The organism is Cohnella terricola, assembly GCF_007786475.1.
Lineage (GTDB): Bacteria > Bacillota > Bacilli > Paenibacillales > Paenibacillaceae > Cohnella > Cohnella terricola.
Genome location: NZ_VNJJ01000009.1, coordinates 145,764 through 165,979, shown reverse-complemented (window position 1 = coordinate 165,979; position 20,216 = coordinate 145,764). Strand labels below are relative to the sequence as shown.

General features: G+C 46.7%; 17 protein-coding genes and 1 riboswitch. Of the genes, 6 read left to right on the top strand and 11 right to left on the bottom strand.

The window, feature by feature from the left end; translation table 11 throughout:
* Window positions 1-251: 251 nt before the first annotated feature.
* The 5 genes from ytxC to metA all read right to left on the bottom strand — a co-directional run bounded on the left by ytxC (window position 252) and on the right by metA (window position 5,880).
* On the bottom strand, window positions 252-1,127 hold the full coding sequence (gene ytxC, locus FPZ45_RS16760; protein WP_144704286.1) for a putative sporulation protein YtxC: 876 nt from the start codon (window positions 1,125-1,127) through the stop codon (window positions 252-254).
* Window positions 1,128-1,303: 176 nt separating this feature from the next.
* On the bottom strand, window positions 1,304-2,440 hold the full coding sequence (gene mqnC / locus FPZ45_RS16755; RefSeq protein WP_144704283.1) for a cyclic dehypoxanthinyl futalosine synthase: 1,137 nt from the start codon (window positions 2,438-2,440) through the stop codon (window positions 1,304-1,306).
* A 142-nt stretch (window positions 2,441-2,582) separates the two neighbouring features.
* A complete protein-coding gene (locus FPZ45_RS16750) occupies window positions 2,583-3,752 on the bottom strand; it encodes a MalY/PatB family protein (protein WP_144704280.1) in 1,170 nt (389 codons plus the stop codon).
* 20 nt (window positions 3,753-3,772) lie between these two features.
* Window positions 3,773-4,930, bottom strand: coding sequence for a PLP-dependent transferase (locus FPZ45_RS16745; RefSeq protein ID WP_144704277.1), 1,158 nt, complete (start codon window positions 4,928-4,930; stop codon window positions 3,773-3,775).
* A 17-nt stretch (window positions 4,931-4,947) separates the two neighbouring features.
* Window positions 4,948-5,880, bottom strand: a complete 933-nt coding sequence (gene metA, locus FPZ45_RS16740) for a homoserine O-acetyltransferase MetA (protein ID WP_144704274.1) — start codon at window positions 5,878-5,880, stop codon at window positions 4,948-4,950.
* A 102-nt stretch (window positions 5,881-5,982) separates the two neighbouring features.
* A riboswitch (SAM riboswitch) is annotated at window positions 5,983-6,095 on the bottom strand.
* A 356-nt stretch (window positions 6,096-6,451) separates the two neighbouring features.
* Between metA and corA the strand changes: the two genes are divergently transcribed.
* The gene (gene corA, locus FPZ45_RS16735; RefSeq protein WP_144704271.1) at window positions 6,452-7,387 is read left to right on the top strand and encodes a magnesium/cobalt transporter CorA; all 936 of its coding nucleotides are present in this window, start codon (window positions 6,452-6,454) and stop codon (window positions 7,385-7,387) included.
* Between the two features lie 61 nt (window positions 7,388-7,448).
* On the opposite strand, the gene FPZ45_RS16730 is transcribed toward corA, so the two are convergent.
* Window positions 7,449-8,447, bottom strand: a complete 999-nt coding sequence (locus FPZ45_RS16730) for an HRDC domain-containing protein (protein WP_186438432.1) — start codon at window positions 8,445-8,447, stop codon at window positions 7,449-7,451.
* A 222-nt stretch (window positions 8,448-8,669) separates the two neighbouring features.
* On the opposite strand from FPZ45_RS16730, the gene FPZ45_RS16725 reads away from it, so the two are divergent.
* Both FPZ45_RS16725 and FPZ45_RS16720 read left to right on the top strand, forming a co-directional pair.
* The gene (locus FPZ45_RS16725; RefSeq protein ID WP_144704265.1) at window positions 8,670-8,966 is read left to right on the top strand and encodes a DUF3055 domain-containing protein; all 297 of its coding nucleotides are present in this window, start codon (window positions 8,670-8,672) and stop codon (window positions 8,964-8,966) included.
* 56 nt (window positions 8,967-9,022) lie between these two features.
* Complete coding sequence (locus FPZ45_RS16720; RefSeq protein WP_144704262.1) at window positions 9,023-9,298, top strand: hypothetical protein; 276 nt, start codon at window positions 9,023-9,025, stop codon at window positions 9,296-9,298.
* A gap of 2 nt (window positions 9,299-9,300) precedes the next feature.
* Here FPZ45_RS16720 and uxaC read toward each other — a convergent pair whose 3' ends face one another.
* The 3 genes from uxaC to pdxR form a co-directional block, all read right to left on the bottom strand.
* Window positions 9,301-10,707, bottom strand: a complete 1,407-nt coding sequence (uxaC, locus tag FPZ45_RS16715; protein ID WP_144704259.1) for a glucuronate isomerase — start codon at window positions 10,705-10,707, stop codon at window positions 9,301-9,303.
* A 137-nt stretch (window positions 10,708-10,844) separates the two neighbouring features.
* The gene (locus FPZ45_RS16710; protein WP_144704256.1) at window positions 10,845-11,462 is read right to left on the bottom strand and encodes a thioredoxin family protein; all 618 of its coding nucleotides are present in this window, start codon (window positions 11,460-11,462) and stop codon (window positions 10,845-10,847) included.
* Window positions 11,463-11,559: 97 nt separating this feature from the next.
* Window positions 11,560-12,978 (bottom strand): MocR-like pyridoxine biosynthesis transcription factor PdxR, encoded by a 1,419-nt coding sequence (gene pdxR / locus FPZ45_RS16705; RefSeq protein WP_144704253.1) that lies wholly within the window; start codon window positions 12,976-12,978, stop codon window positions 11,560-11,562.
* A gap of 118 nt (window positions 12,979-13,096) precedes the next feature.
* Between pdxR and FPZ45_RS16700 the strand changes: the two genes are divergently transcribed.
* Together FPZ45_RS16700 and FPZ45_RS16695 are read left to right on the top strand one after the other, a co-directional pair.
* Complete coding sequence (locus tag FPZ45_RS16700; RefSeq protein ID WP_144704250.1) at window positions 13,097-14,020, top strand: DMT family transporter; 924 nt, start codon at window positions 13,097-13,099, stop codon at window positions 14,018-14,020.
* A 198-nt stretch (window positions 14,021-14,218) separates the two neighbouring features.
* On the top strand, window positions 14,219-15,382 hold the full coding sequence (locus FPZ45_RS16695; RefSeq protein WP_144704351.1) for an IS256 family transposase: 1,164 nt from the start codon (window positions 14,219-14,221) through the stop codon (window positions 15,380-15,382).
* A gap of 300 nt (window positions 15,383-15,682) precedes the next feature.
* Here the strand turns inward: FPZ45_RS16695 and FPZ45_RS16690 are convergent, their stop codons facing one another.
* Both FPZ45_RS16690 and FPZ45_RS16685 read right to left on the bottom strand, forming a co-directional pair.
* Complete coding sequence (locus tag FPZ45_RS16690) at window positions 15,683-17,641, bottom strand: UvrD-helicase domain-containing protein (protein ID WP_144704247.1); 1,959 nt, start codon at window positions 17,639-17,641, stop codon at window positions 15,683-15,685.
* On the bottom strand, window positions 17,626-19,728 hold the full coding sequence (locus FPZ45_RS16685; RefSeq protein WP_144704244.1) for an AAA family ATPase: 2,103 nt from the start codon (window positions 19,726-19,728) through the stop codon (window positions 17,626-17,628). The genes FPZ45_RS16690 and FPZ45_RS16685 overlap by 16 nt, the downstream gene beginning before the upstream one ends.
* A gap of 131 nt (window positions 19,729-19,859) precedes the next feature.
* On the opposite strand from FPZ45_RS16685, the gene FPZ45_RS16680 reads away from it, so the two are divergent.
* Window positions 19,860-20,177, top strand: a complete 318-nt coding sequence (locus FPZ45_RS16680; protein ID WP_342780067.1) for a DMT family transporter — start codon at window positions 19,860-19,862, stop codon at window positions 20,175-20,177.
* Window positions 20,178-20,216 lie beyond the last annotated feature (39 nt).

Genomic DNA, 20,216 nt, shown 5'->3' with positions numbered 1-20,216 from the left:
ATAACGGTCATGACCCGGCCGGGAATACTAACGCCGCCGGTATAACCGACCGCGAATTCATCCCTGCAGCTCGAAAGGGGTAAACGCCAGGAGGTTGCGGAAGGAACTTGCAGCCGAGGTTCCTCTCTCTGTGCCGTCCAGCTCTAGCGCCGTTTGTCTTTCTCATCGCTTCTGAATGTGGTGTGATATCGATCATTATAACGACAGGGGGGCCGATCAGTCAAGGGCGAAGCGACAGCTCGCCGGCACCGTCAATGGGCCGGCAAGCCTGGGTTAAGCTCTGCCCGCTCCCCGAAAATCCCGATGATCGTTCGGATGACCTGAGAATCGGGTTCGGAGGTATGAATATACAATTGACGCGGCGAAGCGGCAAGCAAGCGGCTGACGACAAGGCTCTCCTCCTGCTCATCCGGCATCCCGTCGGTACCGGCTTTGGTCTGATCGGCGTCATGATCGAGCGGTCGCATTTCTTCATCGAGCAACCGGAACGCGTGGCCTCCGGAGTGAAGCACATGGACGGTAGACGTTCTGATTTCCTGCCACTCGACCATCGATTTAAGCAGCGCCATAAAATCTTGATATTGCTTTTCCATCAGCCGTTCCTCGATCGCCGTCTCCGCTGCCTCCTGTACTTCCGCCCGGTAATCTCTAAGCCGGAATTGCACAAAACCGTCCAAGTGAAGCTGTTTATGCTCTTCTAAGTATTGTGAAAAACGGGCTGCCAGCTTCAGCAATCTACGTTCCCTGCCCCGCCCCATCCATCCTTCGCCCATATCCGGCTCTCCGTCTAACAGCGCAACGGCCTCCGCGATCAGGATGTCCGTCTCCATCTCGTCTTGAAGGCCGAAACGATATTGAAACAGCTTCCGCAGCAACGTAGGCTCCTGCTCCGATAACGTATATTCCGCAAGTATTCGCCCTACTCGATCGCAGTAGCTCTTTTTGCCTTCCGAACCCGGCCCTAAAGGAAATTGACAGCGAATGACGCCGTCTTCCTGGCTGAGCTCCAATTGCACGCTGTCCACCGGATTCTCCGTGCCGACCATTGCCCGATTCAACATACCGGCCAATCGTTCCAAGGAAGAGTGATCGTTACCGTAGGATACGACGAACTCCATCTTTTTCATTTCCCCGCCTCCACCCTACATGCTTGTTACTTACTATATGGTGGCCCAAAAAGGGATATACGATGGGCATTCGCTTATGGTACATTTTTGATGTTCCGTTCGTCCGAAAACGGCAAAAGGCCAGCCAAAGGCGAGGAAATCGCCTATAGCCGGCCTTTTTATCATGTTGCCGCAACTTAATTTTGCATAATGTAATCCTTCGAGACGCTTTCGTTCTCTTCGTACACTTTAAGAATATCGTATTTCGTATTGCGCTGGGCAGGAATTTTGCCTGCCTCACGAATGAGCTTCAAGATAAGTTCGATATTGACCTTGTGGGTCGTTCCCGCGGCCGATACGACGTTCTCCTCGATCATCGTGCTCCCGAAATCGTTACAGCCGTATTGCAGGGACAGCTTGCCGACTTCCGGTCCCATCGTTACCCAAGAGGATTGGAAATTATCGATGTTGTCGAGGGCGATCCGGCTAATTGCAAGCGTCTTTAAGTAATCCTCTGGCGTGGATTTCTCGCGTTTCAGGTTTGTATTGTCTGGCTGGAACGTCCATGGAATGAACGCCAAAAATCCGGGAGACGGATAATTGTTGTTCAAGCATTCATCTTGAGCTTCTCTGACGCGAAGCAGGTGCAGAGCCCGCTCCTCGTACGTTTCTCCGAAGCCGATAACCATCGTAGCCGTCGTGTTCATGCCGATCTTGTGCGCGGTTGTCATGACGTCCATCCAGTCGCGCCAAGAGCCTTTCATACGGCTGATTTTTTTACGGGTACGGTCGTCCAAAATTTCCGCGCCGCCGCCGGGCAGGGAATCGAGGCCCGCTTCATGCAATTGGCGAATGACGTCCTCAAGCGGAATGTCCCCGGCCACGACCTGCATTTTGCGAATTTCAGCCGGCGAGAACGAATGCATTGTAATTTCGGGAAAACGCTGCTTGATGGCGCGCAGCAAATCCAGGTAGTAGCTGAAAGGCAAGTCCGGATTCGTGCCGCCCTGCATCAAAATCTCGGTTCCGCCAACGTCGATCGTCTCCTGTATTTTCTGGAAGATCAATTCGTCGGGCAGAACGTAGCCTTCATTGGAACCGGGAGCCCGATAAAACGCGCAAAATCTGCAGTATACGTCGCATACGTTCGTATAGTTGATGTTGCGTCCAACGACAAAAGTCGTAATCGGCTCCGGATGCTTGTTCAGCATGATCCGGTTCGCCGTATGTCCCATTTTCTCTATTTCATCGCTTTCGTATAGAGCGACGATATCCTCTATTTGCAGCCGTTTGCCTTGCAAAGCCCCATCCAATATTCGGTCCACTTTACTCATCCACGGACCCTCCTTCTTGCTGGACTTTAGTCCTCATTACTCGCTTCATCCATCGTAACACAAAAATACCGCGATCGTCACCTAAGAGGCGACAAGACCGCGGCGGTGATGATTCGGTTTCCCATAAAACAGCATCGTTACATTACGCGCGAACGGCTTTCGCGAATTTATCCAATGCTTCCAGCAGCAGCGAACGCGGACAGGCGATGTTGACCCGTAAGTAACCGGCGCCCTGCTTGCCGAAGACGGAGCCTTCGCTAAAGGCTACGCCCGCCTTGTTGAACATCAATTGCTTCAACTCCTGAGGCTGATTCGAGATGGCCGAGCAATCCATCCATACCAAGTAAGTGCCTTCAGGTTTAATGATTTTAACTTCCGGAAGCCGCTCTCTCATGAACTCGAGCAGCGCCTGCAAATTGCCTTCCAGATAGACGAGCAATTGATCCAGCCACTCGTCACCAAACGTGTAGCTGACTTCTGTCGCCGTTAATCCGAAATAGGTCTCCATGTGAATGGATAACGTTTTGAGCAACTCGTTATATTTGCGGCGAATGTCCGCGTTAGGAATAATAACGGCCGCAGATTGCAGGCCTGCCAGGTTAAACGTTTTGCTCGGCGCGATGCAAGTGACGGAATTTTGTGCCCAAGTATCCGACAAGGATGCATAAGGAGTATGCTTATGTCCCGAAAATACAAGATCGTGGTGGATTTCGTCAGCCACGACGAGAACGCCGTATTTCGCGCAGATTTCTCCGACTTTTTCCAGCTCTTCTCGGGTCCAGACGCGTCCTCCCGGATTGTGCGGCGAGCAGAGAAGCAGCATTTTCGCGCCGTCCCGCGCCTGTCTCTCCAACAATTCGTAGTCCATCGTGTAGCGGCCGTCTTGCAAGATTAAGGGATTGTCCACGATCGTTCTTCCGTTCATCTTAATGACGTCGTAGAACGGATAATATACGGGCGATTGAAGAATAATTCCGTCTCCGGGTTCCGTAAATGCTTGTACCATCACGCTGAGCGCCGGAACGACTCCGGGACTGGAAGAGATCCATTCCTGCTGAATCGTCCAGCCGTGACGCCGGGACAACCATCCGACAATTGCATCGTAATAGGATTGCGGTCGCGCCGTATAACCGTATATGCCTTTCTCGGCCCTGCGGGTAACGGCTTCCACGACTTCCCGGGGCGCTTCAAAGTCCATATCCGCGACCCATAACGGTAATATATCCTTGCTACCGAAAAGCTTCTCCGATTGATCCCATTTATAAGAAGCCGTTCCGGTCCTATCGATTCTTCGGTCGAAATCGTATTTCATTTCAATGCTCCTCCGATTCATTATCCGCCGATTTCCCGCTCCGCCGCTTCGATCGCTTGTTTGAGGTCGCTCAGAAGATCGTCGGCGTGCTCAAGCCCAACGGAAAACCGCAGCAGCCTGTCGTCTACGCCAACTGCCCGACGAATTTCTTCCGGAATATCTGCATGGGTCTGAATAGCCGGATAAGTCATCAGCGATTCCACGCCTCCCAAGCTTTCCGCGAACGCGATCAGTTGAATGTGGCGCAAGATCGGTTCGATCGTGCGGGCGTCCTTCATTCTGAATGAGAATATTCCCGTGTTGCCCGACGACTGCGCGTTCTGAATAGCATGCCCCGGATGATCGGGAAGAGCCGGATAATAAACCTCTTCTACGGAAGGATGCTCTTTTAACCATTTCGCAAGTTTCGTAGCGTTCGCTTGGTGGCGTTCCATGCGGAGCGCCAGCGTCTTCATGCCCCGCATCAGCAGCCAGGAGTCCTGCGGACCGAGCACGGCGCCGATCGAGTTATGCAGAAACGCGACGTCAGCCGAAAGCTTCTCGCCTTTGGTCACGATCAATCCGGCAAGAACATCGTTATGCCCGCCCAAGTATTTGGTTGCGCTATGAACGACGATATCTGCTCCCAGTTCTATCGGACGTTGAAAGAAAGGCGTCAGGAGCGTGTTGTCCACGATCGTGAGCAGCCCTTTTTGCTTCGCCCAAGCCGCCACTTTGGCGATGTCGGTCACCATCATTAGAGGGTTCGTCGGCGTCTCGATCAGGATCGCTTTCGTATTCGGCTTCCGGTGCGACTCCAGGGCATCCAGATCGTTCGTATCGAGATAGGTTGCCGTCACGCCGAAGCGCGACATCACTTGCTCCAGCAAGCGGTAAGTACCGCCGTAAAGATCGAGCGAGACAAGCAAATGGTCATCTTGGCTGAACAAGGAGAAAACGATTTGCAGGGCGGCCATGCCGGTACTTGTCGCGAAACCGGCATCGCCGCTCTCCAGATCCGCCGCAGCGGCTTCAAGTACAGCCCGCGTCGGGTTCTTGGAACGGGAGTAGTCGAACCCCGTGCTTTGTCCTAAACGTGGATGGCGGAATGCGGTCGAGTGATAGATGGGAAAACTGACCGCTCCGGTTTGCGGATCATTCTGCGACCCGATCTGGGCCAGACGACTCTCGATCTTCATGTCGGTGAATTGCCTCCCTAACGCAACGTGTTTTGATTTGCCTTGCCAAGCTCGTAAGGTGTAGCTTGGTAGACATAATAGTTCAGCCAATTGGAGAATAACAGATTCGCGTGCGCGCGCCATGTCGATACCGGGAACTTCTCGGGATCGTCGTTCGGGAAATAATTTATCGGAACGTTAATGCGCAGTCCTTTCGCCTTATCGCGATCATATTCCCACTTCAAAGATTGTGAATCGTATTCGGAATGTCCTGTCACGAATATCTGTTTGCCGTCGGCAGTCGCCGCGATGTAGACGCCCGCATCCTCGGACTCCGATAAAATTTCTAAGCCAGGATGATTCGCGACGTCTTCCCGGCGCACTTCCGTATGCCGAGATTGCGGCACGTAAAACATTTCGTCGAACCCTCTGAGAAGCGGAACGTTAGGTTTGGATACGCCGTGAGAGAACACGCCGAACATTTTGTCATCCAGCGGGTATTTCGGCACTCCGAAATGGTGATACAAGCCCGCTTGCGCTCCCCAACATATATGGAAGGTCGACGTCACGTTGTTGACCGTCCAATCCATGATCTCCTTCAATTCGTCCCAATAATTCACTTCCTCGAATGGAAGATGCTCGACTGGGGCTCCGGTAATAATCATCCCGTCGTATTGCTCGTCTTTGATATCGTCGAACGTTTTATAGAAGCTAGCCAAATGTTCAGCGGAAGTGTTCTTGGACAGGTGCGTTTTCGGATGCAACAGTACCGCTTCCAGTTGCAGCGGCGTATTGCCGATAAGACGAAGCAACTGGGTTTCGGTCGTTTCCTTCGTCGGCATCAGATTCAGGATCGCTATGCGCAATGGGCGAATATCCTGATGGTATGCAACGCTTTCGTCCATTACGAAAATATTTTCTCCCGCAAGAACTTCTTTCGCCGGCAAGTTGTCTGGCACTTTGATCGGCATCGTACTCTCCCCCTCTATCGCATAAAATCGTATTTCGGCGACCTAAATAAAAACGACCCCAAATGAGATTAGGGTCGTGTATCCGATACGTTACGCGCGCCCCTCTCATCTGTCAGAAACAAAACGTTTCCGCAAGAATTAGCACCGTGCGTCTAAGCGATACGCCGGTTGCCGGGCTTCATAGGGCTAGTCCCTCCGCCTGCTCTTGATAAGATGGCCATTTCTATTCGATTGTCGGGAAAACTATCCTTAATGTACCCGAAAATCAAGGGGCAGTCAAGGTACCGATCCTTGTTCGTTTCTGCTTAATTTCTCCTTGAAAGGTCTGGGGGATGGGGATTATACTTAACACGTCAACAGCAATTATCGGCAATTCGGATTGGACAAAAAAGGGGGGAAGCCGGACATGGAAGGCGATAAACCGAAGCCCGTCGGAAATCGCATATGGAACGCAGGAGCGTATTCCGCATCGGGAAAGCATTCTTTGTCCGGACTCCTCGGCTAAGAACGCTTATTCGGCGGGGCGGCTTCTGCATGAACGTAATTGGACATGCAAAAGGAGCGAATCCCAATGAAAATCAGATTGGTTAACAATGGCGTATTTACGCCGATCGAGGATATTAACGAAACGCTTTTGCCGCCTAAGGAAGGCTTCTACTGGATCGATGCGGATGTAGACGACCTCGTCGTTCTGCAGCCTTTGTTCGAGCTTCACGACTTGGCCGTAGAGGATTGCCTTACGGAGGAAGAGCAGCGTCCCAAGCTGGAAATTTACGAAAACCAATATTTCGTCGTCATTAACAGCATCCGTTTCGACGACGAGGAAATTTTCCTGCGCGCCCTGAATATGTTTCTCGGCCGCCATTACCTGATTACAGTCACCCGCCAGAAAATCAACGAGCTTCGCAGCGTCAAGCCGATTCTGTGGGAACAGGAAGTCGACACGGCGGATCGGTTCCTGTACCATCTCGTCGATATTGTCATCGATAATTACCTTTCGGTCGGAGACCGAATCGAAGCGCGGATCGAAAGCCTTGAAGAAGATATCCTCATGCATACGAAGAAATCCCACTTGACCGAAATCATCGGCCTTCGAAGCGAAATTCTGTGGCTGAAAAAAGCGCTCGGCCCGCAGCGCGATCTGATCGCGACGCTTAATAAGAAGGATCTTCGTCTCATCGATAACGATCTGCAGAAGTACTTCGGCGACATCCACGAGAACGCGGTCAAAATCTACGAAACGTTCGAGACCTATCGCGATCTCATGGGCAACTTACGAGAAGCTTACCAGTCCAGCCTGGCCAACCGTGCGAACGAAATCATGCGCGTATTTACCGCGCTGACGACGATCTTCATGCCTTTGACGTTCATCACGGGGATCTACGGAATGAACTTCGATTACATTCCCGGCATGCACTACAGCAAAGGCTCGGTCGTATTGCTAGCCTTTATGTTCCTTATCGGCGCAGGAATGTTTTACTTCTTCCGAAAGAAGGATTGGTTATGAGCGGTAATCCCTGAGGGAGGTTATGGCGTTTACGCCAGAGCCTCCCTCTTCTCGTTGCCGCCTAGACTGCCTTCATAACGACCCTTCTATGGCGGATGCGCATCATGCGGAGTTTCTCGTAATTCTTCTCCAGATCTTCATCGCTGAAGCCTGTCTCTCCGTATACTTTGCGCAGCAGAGGTTTCAAATAGCGGTCCCCCAATTCCCCGATCGCCCGTTCGATACGCAGCGCTTCTTCGGAAGCCATCTCGGACAATTCCTTCTCGACGACCGGGAGCACATCGTAACCTTCCTCGTCCAATCGCTCAATCCTCTCAAGCAACTTGCGTCTCGGACAATTCAACTCGTTCTCCAATTCGACGAGCGTGCGGCCTTCGCGAATCGCTTGCAGAAGGGTGCGTTTCTCCTTCACACCGGCCAGCGCTTTGCCGTATTTCTCTTCCTTGATTCGGAACAGCCAAGCCGACCATTGCGTTTCGCTAACCGCCAGCGGCACCCATTCCTGCAGCGGATAAGTGTGGCTTCTTGCCGTTCCGGCGAGCAGCTCCACGATCTCGCTGCCGTACTTCTCCGTCTTTACTTTCCCGAAGCCGGGAATTTCCGCCAATTCGTCTAGCGTCTGCGGCAGAAATACGGCCAGCAGTTGCAATTCCCGATTCGTCGCGATTAAATACGCCGCTCTCTTCTCTTCCGTGGCCTTCGTCCTTCTCCAGGCTCTAAGCGCCGCGGCCGCCTCTTCGGCTTCCTGCGAATCCGCGTAGCACTGCATGAGCTGAGGAAGCGCCGGACTGCGCTCCCAGAACGGCGTTTCCTCAAGCATTCCGTCGAGCAACGGCTTGAAGCCTTCTCTCATCTTGCCGGCGACGCCATGGCGAAATGCCGCAAGCAGTTCCTCCCAGCTCATCCCCTCGTACCATACGTCCTCTACTTCGGATGCCGCAAGTCGAAGCGCGCGCCATCCGGCCGTCCATACGCCCTGAAGCTCGCCGATGAACACATGCGCCCTTTCCTCTTCCTGTCCCGTTATTCGTTCGAATTGATTCAAAAAAACGATCTGCATTCCGATTCCTCCTTGGCCGCTTCTACGGCGTATTCTTAAGCGTTCAAGCGCAATGCCGGTTCGGAAAACGCAAAAAAGCACCCCTCGCCGGTCGGCGATGAGGTGCTTCCTCAATCGAGCTAACATGAACATTCTCAGATTATCAAAATTATCCAGGTTAGGCAAGACTTCTTTGATCCGATATAATAAAACAAGCACCGCGACGTTAGGAGGACTTCATCGATGAACTTAAAAGATTTTGATTTTCTGTCGGATTCGACGGAAGAGACATCAACCCGCTACGTCACGTTCGTGACCCCGAACTTAAAGCGTTTCGATCTCGCCATCTTAACGACGAACCGGTTCTACGGCAAGAAGTTAGTCACCGATTTGATGCACGGACGCAGTGCCATCCTCGGCCCGGACGACCTGGAGGAAGAAGGCGTGCTGGAATCGGTGTTCCGGATTAACGAAGAAGAGGCCGCCGATCTTGCCCAATTTCTGACGCTGGTGCTGGGCGCGGTCAATTTTACCGACTAATTGCGGAAAGAGACGGACATGCTAACGAAATCAACTTGGCGTCAGGAGGTTTCAGCATGTTTCCGTTTCGTTCGGAGAAAAAGCGACATAAGGGCGATCTCGCCACAGTCGAATCGCAGCGCAACGACTTGATCCCCGAGGAATTTCCCGAAGGTCCTTACGGCGCCCCCATCCTTACGCAATCGCTAGGCAAAACGACGCCATGGCAGAGCGATCAGCGGGCTTCCAGCGCGTTCGGCTACGAAAATTTAGAACTGCACGAAGGTATGGACCGCGGCTATCCGGGAGACCGGGGAGTTCATGATAAAGACGGCGAAGTCGGAAACAGTTAGCCTTAGAAACCAAAATAATTTTTAGCATTCTTGTAGCAAATATCGTCCACCAAGCCTCCGAGTAGCTCCATATCATTCGGAGCCTCGCCCTGCTCGACCCACTCTCCGAGCATGTTGCACAAAATTCTGCGGAAGTATTCATGCCTCGGGAAGCTAAGGAAGCTGCGCGAGTCGGTCAGCATGCCTACGAAACGGGCAAGCAGCCCCATATTCGCCAGAACGTTCATCTGTCTCAGCATGCCATCCTTCGTGTCGTTGAACCACCATGCCGAACCGAGTTGAATTTTTCCGGGAATTCCGCCGCCTTGGAAGCTTCCCATCACCGTCCCGAGAACTTCGTAATCCTTCGGATTCAGCGAATAAAGGATCGTCCTCGGCAGACCGGCTTTGGCGTCGATGGCGTCAAGCAACTTCGTCAGCGGATAGGCAAGCTCTCCGTCGTGAATCGAATCGAAGCCCGTATCCGGCCCTAGGCGAGCGAACATTTTGGCGTTGTTGTTGCGGGAAGCGTGAATATGCAGCTGCATCGTCCATCCAAGCTTGCTGTATTTCTCACCCAGATGCGTCAGCGTGTACGTTTTGTATTTCCGCTCATCCTCAAGCGTCAGAGTCTCGTCTCTTAACGCCTTCGCGTAGATGGCGGAAGCTTCTTCGAAGGTCGTATCGGCATACATGACTTGATCAAGAGCATGATCCGATACTTTGCAGCCTACTTTCGCGAAGAAGTCGATCCGGCTGTCCAGCGCGGCCAGGAAACCTTCGAACGTTTCGACCTGGATGCCGGACACCTGCTCCAATTTGCGAACCCAAGGCAGGAACGTCTCCCGGCGGATTTCCAGTCCTTTGTCCGGACGGAACGACGGGAGCACGAGACAGTCGAATTCCTGAAGCTCTTTGATTCCCTCGTGGTATTCCAGCGAATCGGTAGGGTCGTCGGTCGTGCAGATGACCTTCACTTGCTGCTCCCGGATTAATTGTCTGACGGAGAAGCCCTCCGATCTCAGAATCGCATTCGCCTTCTCCCAGATGACCGGGGCGTTCTTCTCGTTAATCGTCTCTTCGATGCCGAAATATCTTCTCAGTTCCAGATGAGACCAGTGATATAGCGGATTGCCGAGCGTCGAGGGAACCGTTCTCGCCCAAGCGAGGAAACGGTCATAATCTTCTACTCCCGGTCCCCCGGTGACTAGATTTTCTTCCACTCCGTTCGCCCGCATCGCACGCCATTTATAGTGGTCGCCGTACAACCAGATCTCGGCGAGATTCCCAAATCGTTTATCTTCATAAATCTCTTGCGGATTCAAGTGGCAGTGATAGTCGATGATCGGCTGCTTGGATGCATAGTCGTGGTAGAGCCGTTTCGCCGTCTCGTTCTGCAGTAGAAAGTGTTCGTCCATAAACGTCTTCACTCGGTGATCCCGCTCCTTGTAGTGAAATTTGACCAAATCGCCGACGTGTCCGCCTTCGATTCCGCACCTCTACTGTAGCATGATCGACCTCTCGTCCGCTTGACCGTCGGTTCGCAATTCGCTCCTCTATTTGATTGTCAGTCAACTTGACCGAACGACGCAAGCAGTTCCTTTAATTCTTGGATCATGACCTTTTGATATTGCAATCCGTTATGATAGAGACCCCCAATTTCACGGTATGTCCCGTTTAATTTCTCTTGATAGTCGGAAGCTTCTTTATCTGGATTTTCTCTTTTAAACCGATCCATGACCTCCTGAATATAGGCAGGCCGCGCGCCCCATCTTCCCAAAACGATTCCGGAACTCGACTCTACCCATATCGCGATCGGTTGGGCGCGCCCCCCGTCCGTCAGAAACAGATCCATCGTTTCCATATGATCCTCCATAATTAATACCTCGGTCGGAATTCCGGCTTCCTCCATCGTACGAAACAATACGGGAACGTTCCATATCACGTCCGGACACCAATCCGTGCACAGAATCAAGCAGACCAGGTTAAAATGTTCTCCCAAGCCCGAGAAAAACTTTCTATCCTCTTCGTTCGGCCAAGTAAAATGTTCGTAATTGGCGATCATTCTTTCCTTCGTATTTGGGATCAGACTGAGCTCCATCGTCCTAACCCGCATGCCCTCGATAAACTGTCGAGGCGAAATTCCTTTGCCTATCTTATGTTTTAAGTTGATTTGTTTTTCCATCTATCTTCACCCTCTTTTCCTTTTAATCGCAAATATAAAGGAAAACTGACCATTCTTAAATGGTCAGTTTATCGACATATCCGCAAGTCAGATGAGATCAAATCAAAATATCGGACCAAGCTTCTTTTAGCAATCGAATGCCTTTATCCATGTCCGATTCGCTTAAGCCAGCAAAGCCCAAATAAATCCTGGGATATCCTGCGTCATTCGGCTTCATCCACATTTGTCTAAAGTCATACACCCGAACGCCCTTATCCGCTGCCAGCATAAGCAGATCATTGGCCCCGAGTTCCGTTCTTACGGTGATTTGAATATGCAGCCCAGCGCTATGCCCCGTAATTTCCACCTTATCTCCGAACATCGCCCGTATGCATTCGATGATTTGATCGTGTTTTCTCCTATATTTATTCCGCATTCTGCGAATATGGCGATACCAATGCCCTTGTTCTATGAAGGCCTGCATAGCCCATTGCTCAATACGGGACGGACAGGATAAACCTGAGCTCATTTTCGTTAGCTTGCTCATGAAGCTCTGGGGCAAAACCATATAATTCATGCGAAGCGCAGGCGTAAACGCTTTGGAGAACGTTCCGATATAGATCACCCTGCCGTGCCGATCGATGCTTTGCAACGAGGGAATCGGCTTGCCGAAATAACGGAATTCACCGTCATAATCGTCTTCGATAATGTACGCATGACCCTTGTTCGCCCAATGAAGCAAACGCTCCCGTTCGACATAAGGCATGACTCTCCCCGTAGGGAATTGATGCGACGGCGTTACGTAGACCATATGAGCTTTGCTGTCTTCTAACGATTGGATTTGAAAGCTTTCGCTGTCGACAGGGATCGGGATGAGGCGATAGCCATGCGACAGAAGCTGATCTCTTACTTGTTTAAAGCCCGGTTCTTCGTAGGCCACGTGATCAATACCGTCTATTAATTTAGCAAGCAGATCCATGCTGGAAGAGATTCCCGTGCCGATAACGATTTGTTCCGGCGAACACGCTACCCCTCGAGAACTCCTTAAATAATCGGCCAAGGCTCTGCGTAATCCGATTTCTCCCATCATATCCCCGGACTTGCCGATGCTTCGCGAATAATCTTCCAGGGCAAGATTGAGCATTCTCTTCCAGGTTCGGATCGGGAACATATCATGATCCACCGATCCCGGATGGAAATCAATCGCGTACTCTCTCAACATCGGCTGTTCGGGAGATTGCAGGGTGCCTGCATCGGATGGCATGTCGATTCCCGGAGAACAAGCTGAGCCCATATTAACCGAGTAGTATCCTGATCGCGGTTTGCTATATACGAATCCTTCTGCGGATAACATTTGGTAAGCCGTTTCTATCGGTGTTTTGCTGATATTTAGCTGTAACTGGAGCGCTTTTACGGAAGGAAGTCTCGTATTGCCCAGGATGCTCCCGCACGTTATTCGCTCCCGAATCTGTTTGTATATCCGTAAATAAAGAGGAGACTCGGATTCCTCCCTAATCGATAGCAAAATATCAAACATCAAAAGCACCGCCCAACTGTCCTTTGAAATGTATCAAAACTGACCATTTATCCATGGTCAGATTCGTTATATCTTCAATCATAACCACAAAAAGATGGCAATGGAAGGAAGGAATTTGATGTCACGTTCGATTGTATTCGTATTGATGCTGCTGAGTCTGATTTGGGGAGGTTCCTATTTTTTTATCAAAGTGCTGCTTGCGGACTTCGGTCCTTGGACGATAGCTTTTTTGAGGTCTTCGCTCGGCTTGGCGACGATAACGATGGTTATGCTAATGTTCAAGAAAACTTTCGGATTCAGAACGATTCCGTGGATTCCCATGATCGTTATGGCTTTGATCAATACGGCGATCCCCTGGGCTTTGATCGGATTTAGCGAGACTCGATTAACCAGCAGTATGGCCTCCGTGTTAAACGCGACGACTCCGTTATGGGCATTGGCGCTCGGCCTCTTATTTTTCAAGAAGAAGGCTAACTCGAGTCAGTGGTTCGGAATGGTCGCTGCCGTGATCGGAATTGTTATTTTGCTCGACATAAACCCCGTTTCCATCGTATCCGTGGAGATCACGGGATTTGTCTGCATGATTGTCGCCTCCTTGTTTTATGCGATCGGGGCGCATCTATCCAAACGTCTTTCCAATCGTTATTCGATGTATCAAATCACGTTTTGTACTTTGCTTACTTGCATGGCGGGAAGCGGCATAACTGCTTTTTCAACCGAGCATATCCCCTTTTCCAGGCTGCTTTCGTTTCCGAACTCCATCGCCGTGTTGGGATTGGGGATGTTCGGTTCGGGTATCGCCTATATTCTGTTTTATTACTTGATCCAAAAAGGAACCCCCGAGATCGCGACGATGGTGACGTATCTGATCCCCGTAAGCGGCATGATATGGGGAGCGATCCTGCTTCAAGAGAAGATCGGATGGAGCTTGCTGGCGGGATTGGCGCTCATCCTATGCGGCGTCTTCCTTTCGAGTACCGGAAGAAGGTTTGAAGTACGGGCATTTAAGCCGTTTATCGAGGAGAAAGCGGAGATAAAATAAAAAAGGATCATCCGTTGGCGCATTTAACGTTGCGCCACGAATGATCCCGCGGATTAGAATATAAGAAAGCTTTAGACCTTATGTACTATAGAATGCATAAGCTAATAGATCTCGTTGAGGGTCTGTAAAATATTCTGTGTAAACTCTCAAATCAATAAATTACACTAAGAGAAAGGATGATTTGAGAGGATGACACAAATGGCCCGGTTTAACAAGGATCAGGTGAAAGCATTTGTACGAGACAACAATCTGAAGACGATGGATGATGTACAATCTGCGTTGAAAGAGTTGTTTGCGGAAACGCTGCAATCCATGCTCGAGGCTGAACTCGATACGGAGCTTGGTTATGAGAAGCACGACGTTAAAAGTAAAACGACTAGCAACAGTCGTAATGGTAAGACCAAGAAGACTGTAATCAGCGAATATGGTGAACTCGACATTCTAGTGCCCCGTGATCGTAACGGCGAGTTCGAGCCTGTCATTGTCAAGAAGCATCAGTCTAGTGTGACCGGTATCGAAGACCAGATCATTGCGATGTACGCCAAGGGTGTTACCACGCGAGATATTCAAGATCACATGAACCGGATATATGGCATTGATGTATCGCCGACGATGATCTCGAATGTCACGAATAAAATCGTGCCACTCATCAAGGAATGGCAGAATCGACCCTTGCAAGCTGTGTATGCGGTCGTGTTCCTTGATGCTATTCACTACAAGGTGAAGCAGGACGGTGCTATCGTGAACAAAGCAGCCTACATGGTTATCGGCATTGATCTGGACGGAAACAAAGATGTACTGGGCATGTGGATCGGTGAAAACGAGTCTGCGAAGTTCTGGCTCAGCGTCCTGAATGACCTTAAGAATCGCGGTGTGCAAGACATCCTCATCACCTGCGTCGACAACCTAACGGGTTTCTCACAAGCAATCTCTGCTTGCTATCCGAAGACTGAAATCCAAAAATGTATCATCCACCAGATCCGTAATTCGACGCGTTATGTCTCCTACAAGGACCTGAAGAAAGTCACAGCAGATCTGAAGCCAATATACAAAGCCACAACAGAAGAAGCTGCTTTAGTGGAGCTGGACCGCTTTGAAGAAGCCTGGGGCAACAAGTACCCACTCATTATTCGCTCCTGGAGAAATAACTGGGATGAGTTAGCGACGTTCTTCAAATTCCCTCCAGAGATGCGTAAACTCATTTACACGACAAACATGATTGAGAGCTACCATCGCCAGCTGCGTAAAGTCACCAAGGGGAAAAGCATCTTCCCAACAGATGAGGCACTCCTTAAGATGCTGTACCTGGCCACCATGGACGTACTACGAAAGTGGACTGGCAGAGTGCAGAACTGGGGTTAAATTCTCCTACAATTATCCGTCTTTTATCCCGAAAGAATTGGTCAGCATTTACCGTGAGGGTGTAATCTCCCCTCGGGGAGATTCATATAAGAGAGTTTACACAAAATTATTGACAGACCCCTCGTTGATCCCAGTTGCAGTAGTCAGCACATATCCACGATTGATAACTATTGCCTTTGTTTACATTGAAGCAATGCAAAAAACGGTTCAACGACCCCGTTTTTTATTGAAACATCAATTACCACAGGCACATCAACAAGTCCCAGTAAGTTTGGCCATGTGCAGGATCCACATTTCAGGTCACTTAGCTTGAATTGTTTCATTAATAACCTCAAACCCAAACCGCTCCATTTTCGATGAAAATTCTGTTATAAACCCTTGTATTTTATCCTCACATAGATAAACATCTAATTTCTCTTTTGCTCGTGAACACCCAACATAAAACAACTTATACGCAAGTATGCTTCCTTCTAGCTTATTAACAACTGAAATACACTTTTTAAAATTCGTTACATTAGAGCTTTGGCGGTACCTTTGAAAACTATCTTTTACTAATGGAAAGTTATGCAAGTCCTCATTTTCAGTTAAAACGTAAATTATGTCACCGATTAATTGATCCAACAATTCCTTCTTTTCTTTAAAGACGTCTGTTTTAATACCTGATAAACTATCTCCGATTATTTCAGAGTATTTTGTCTTTAATGCATTTATTTGATTCACAATTCCTTTTAGAGTTTTATAATCAAAAATATCCTTTGCCAACAATTCTAAAAACAGATACATTTGCACATTCAGTGATGATGAATCGGCTAATTTTAATGCAATTACATCGTGACCTTCACCTTTTACTGCGTGCTGAGTAGAAACTGACGGCTGCTTACATTCCTGATAACAGTTATTAAATTCAGCATATTTTATTTCCAATATTTTCCTTTCAAAATCTTCATTCTCCGATATTGCATGTCTTAACTCATCAATATATCCATCTTCAATTAGTTCGATCTCAGCTAAAAAAGAAAATAGTTCATTTATATTCATATCTTCCTTGATCTTTTGACTCAATGCTCTTAAATAGCTGTTAATTTTCACCTTATCTTCATGCTTGTGAATATCCCATAAAGCTTTATTTGAGTACTTATATTGAGATACTCTTCTAATTAGTTGACTATGTCTGCCTGTATCAAAGAAACCAATAATATCAGTAATAAATATCAATATGGCCATTAATTCGTCTGGATTTTCAGAGGTCATATCAGTTATTATTTGTTTCGAATTATACTTATCATAGAATGCATACCTTTCCTCAAAAGCATTATAAAGATTTATTGCATTTATCTGTTCAAATAGCTCTTGATTTCGTAAAACTAACTGTAATGCTCCTTCTTGAGTATTTGCCTCATTTAAGGTTTTAATTATATGCACCTTTGGTTTCTCAATACCGCCTATTACCGCAATCTGCTTATACTTCTCATCAAAATACAAGTTGTTCAAGACATTTACAATGTGTTCCTGTGATCGCCAATTGTTTTTTAAAATGTTATCCTTATAAAAATCTTTTTCAATAATATGCTGGAAGTCATTTACCGTCTCACTATAAATTTGTTGCATTTCATCTCCCATTAATACTAGCTTTGTTGAGGTACTAATTAATGAGTAATAAAATAGTTCAAGGATCTCATGTTTAGTATCCTGATATTCATCAATAAAGACGTGGGAATATGCTTGTGTAATTACATTCCGAATCTTTGAAAATCGCTTGAATATTTCTCTAGAGAATCTGAGAAGATCATCGTGCGATAGTCCCCCATATAGGTGAGAAGTGAATTGTGTTTCGTTGTAATAAATGCTTCTTATGTTTGCTATTACAGTTTGCAAATTTACTATCTCGTCTTCTTCAATATCTTTTTTATTTTTATATTTTCTTATTTTTTCTATATCTTTCTCTTTTGAGCTACTTAAAATCCTCACGATCTCGGAGCCAAATACTTCAACGTATAAATCAACTACTTCCCGCTTCTCAAAAAACGTAGACAAGAAATTGGATATGAATGAATGTATTGTACTGACTTCAACTTGCTCATCATCTATCCTATTAAGCAACTGTTCTGCTGCTCTATTTGTAAATGTTATACATAATATTTTTTTATTTGAGTGCCGTATAAGCTGTTTAATACTCTTTGAAATCGAAGTGGTTTTACCACTTCCAGCTGGAGCATTAACTACTGTAAAAGGATTTGTAAATGTCATTTTTGCAGCCAAATTAATCCCTCCAGTATGTATTGTGGTACTGCTTTCAGGATATGATCTGAGGCAATTAGTGCAAACATAAAGTCTGTTTTATTTTGTAATTTATCAATCCGATCTCTAATTGATGTCTGAGATGACTGAGGCCCTGATAAATGCAGATTATAAGAAGCAATATATGTATTAAAATCTTCTTTACTGATTTTCTCAAACACTGTTTTTTTTGAAAGCAATTTACTTAAAATCGCATCTTCTAAAGTACGCGCAAGACCATCTTTTTGTGTTTGAAACTTTAGACATACTAATTGGCTATTATTATAAACACCTTGATTATCAACTTGGCTTTTAAATATTCTTCTAATCACATTCTCACCGGTGATATACTCAATTGTCTTATTTGATGTTTTCCTTTTGAGTATTTCCGTCACTAGCTTTCCAGGATCTTCATCCAAATCTGAGCTCTCATACTTATAATCAATATCCGTATAGATTAAAGTTCGTATTTTCAAGAAGTCGATTAATTTTAAGTAATTATGAGCAAATGCACCACCAACCTGAATATATGAAATATACTCAGATGATAACTTTAAAAACTGTGAATCCTTTGAAAGGAGATATTTTAACAACAATCTTTCCGCATCTCCTTCAAATAATACCAACTTGTCTGCGAATATCATTTCCACCATATTAAATTGGAAAAACTTCAAATAGAAGTCTTTTTCGTTTTTATGCAATCCTGCAATGAAACTATATAGATCGAATACTTTTGTTTCCAAGTGGTTAATTGGCCTCAATACACGTATCCCGAATATGTCAACTGACTTCGCCATTTCACTTGAGTGAGTTGTTATCATCATTTGAAAATTCGTTGATCCATTTGGTTCATTTGATAATCTCTTAGGTGAAGTCGCAGCAACTTCAGGCAAGCCGGATAAATTATCACTTTTTGAAGCACTTACATCACGACGCACATTAGCTTGCGTTTGGACTGAATCATATATATTGAGCCTATTTAAATATTGAATGAACACATTTTGCATCTGAGGATGAAGATGCGCTTCTGGCTCCTCAAAAACTAGTAAATTTACTTTTTGTTTATCAAGTTTCTCTTTAAATAATTGTGTCTCCAATAACAAATAAATAAGATTGCTATATCCCAATCCTTGTTTCTGCTCCTTTATCCTTCCTCCTCCATCTTGTTCAAAATAAATCTTAGTGAATTCCAATAGTACTTTTTCAATATCTTTACTTTCAAGTAAGAAATCTATCCCCAATCTTCCAGTGTTCCCACCATTCGTTTTTGAGAAGTCTTCAAGTGTCTGCTTGATAGCATCTATAGTAATGTCATCGAGCTTTTCAGATAAATTATTAGTTCTCAATAGCTCGTTAATTCCATCAATCAATTGGCCAATGCTAGTGTTCCAATTTTCATGATTCTTTACTGTCTTGAGTAGATGTTTACTAAGATGGTTTTGCTTTTCTTCAGATGTATCCGAAAGTTTTCGAAGCGCATAAACACAATGATAATTAAATAGTTTGTAGAAATCCTCTTTATTATTTATTAACACTCGTTCTTCTGCAGATTCATTGCAATAATAAATAAAAGTTTCTAATGTAGAGAAGTGTTCTACAATATCTCTCTTCTTTTCTATAGTTTCTAATACATCACGATCTCTTGATTTTTTATATTTATATTCTATACAAAAATAATAATTTCTTTTAGACTCTACTAGATCCGATAAAAAACCATTAAATAAAGTTAATGAATCGTCATGGTCGTAACTAACAGTAATAAAAATTTGAATGCTGTTCAGTTCTTTAATTACTAATTGTAATCGTTCAAGTTTACCTTCATTATCTAAACTTTGATCGTTGTAGATCCCCATTATCTTTAATAAGTCATTACTTCGAGCAGTATGATTTAAATCATCTATTGTAATTGAGTCCTTACGACTAGTTAATAAATTGGACATCAGCTCCACAACGGAGGTTTTTCCTGCATTATTAGAGCCAGCGATTGCAGTAAGCATCTTATTTAGAAAAATATCTTCGTTTATGAACTTGCGATAATTTTGAACATTGATTTTCTCTAGTGCAAACATCGACAGTCCCCCCCAAAATTATGGTGCAAAATACCTAATTAATACTTCTACACGTTCCAACATTTACCTCCCGATGGAAAAGTTATTTTGAACAAAAAAGTCCATTGCTATGCAATGAACATCCAATGTGAATCCCCTTTTCCAGGCTGCTTTCGCTTCCGAACTCCATCGCCATGTTGGGATTGGGGATGTTCGGTTCGGGTATCGCCTATATTCTGTTTTATTACTTGATCCAAAAAGGAACCCCCGAGATTGCGACGATGGTGACGTATCTGATCCCCGTAAGCGGCATGATATGGGGAGCGATCCTGCTTCAAGAGAAGATCAGATGGAGCTTGCTGATGGGATTGGCGCTCATCCTTTGCGGCGTCTTCCTTTCGAGCACCGGAAGAAGGTTTGAAGTACGGGCATTTAAGCCGTTTACCGAGGAGAAAGCGGAGATAAAATAAAAAAGGATCATCCGTTGGCGCATTTAACATTGCGCCACG

Bases quoted from the DNA above. Each gene is read 5' to 3' on its own strand.
- ytxC (WP_144704286.1), bottom strand. From the start codon at position 1,127: ATGAAAAAGATGGAGTTCGTCGTATCCTACGGTAACGATCACTCTTCC.
- mqnC (WP_144704283.1), bottom strand. From the start codon at position 2,440: ATGAGTAAAGTGGACCGAATATTGGATGGGGCTTTGCAAGGCAAACGG.
- FPZ45_RS16750 (WP_144704280.1), bottom strand. From the start codon at position 3,752: ATGAAATACGATTTCGACCGAAGAATCGATAGGACCGGAACGGCTTCT.
- FPZ45_RS16745 (WP_144704277.1), bottom strand. From the start codon at position 4,930: ATGAAGATCGAGAGTCGTCTGGCCCAGATCGGGTCGCAGAATGATCCG.
- metA (WP_144704274.1), bottom strand. From the start codon at position 5,880: ATGCCGATCAAAGTGCCAGACAACTTGCCGGCGAAAGAAGTTCTTGCG.
- corA (WP_144704271.1), top strand. From the start codon at position 6,452: ATGAAAATCAGATTGGTTAACAATGGCGTATTTACGCCGATCGAGGAT.
- FPZ45_RS16730 (WP_186438432.1), bottom strand. From the start codon at position 8,447: ATGCAGATCGTTTTTTTGAATCAATTCGAACGAATAACGGGACAGGAA.
- FPZ45_RS16725 (WP_144704265.1), top strand. From the start codon at position 8,670: ATGAACTTAAAAGATTTTGATTTTCTGTCGGATTCGACGGAAGAGACA.
- FPZ45_RS16720 (WP_144704262.1), top strand. From the start codon at position 9,023: ATGTTTCCGTTTCGTTCGGAGAAAAAGCGACATAAGGGCGATCTCGCC.
- FPZ45_RS16710 (WP_144704256.1), bottom strand. From the start codon at position 11,462: ATGGAAAAACAAATCAACTTAAAACATAAGATAGGCAAAGGAATTTCG.
- pdxR (WP_144704253.1), bottom strand. From the start codon at position 12,978: ATGTTTGATATTTTGCTATCGATTAGGGAGGAATCCGAGTCTCCTCTT.
- FPZ45_RS16700 (WP_144704250.1), top strand. From the start codon at position 13,097: ATGTCACGTTCGATTGTATTCGTATTGATGCTGCTGAGTCTGATTTGG.
- FPZ45_RS16695 (WP_144704351.1), top strand. From the start codon at position 14,219: ATGGCCCGGTTTAACAAGGATCAGGTGAAAGCATTTGTACGAGACAAC.
- FPZ45_RS16685 (WP_144704244.1), bottom strand. From the start codon at position 19,728: ATGTTTGCACTAGAGAAAATCAATGTTCAAAATTATCGCAAGTTCATA.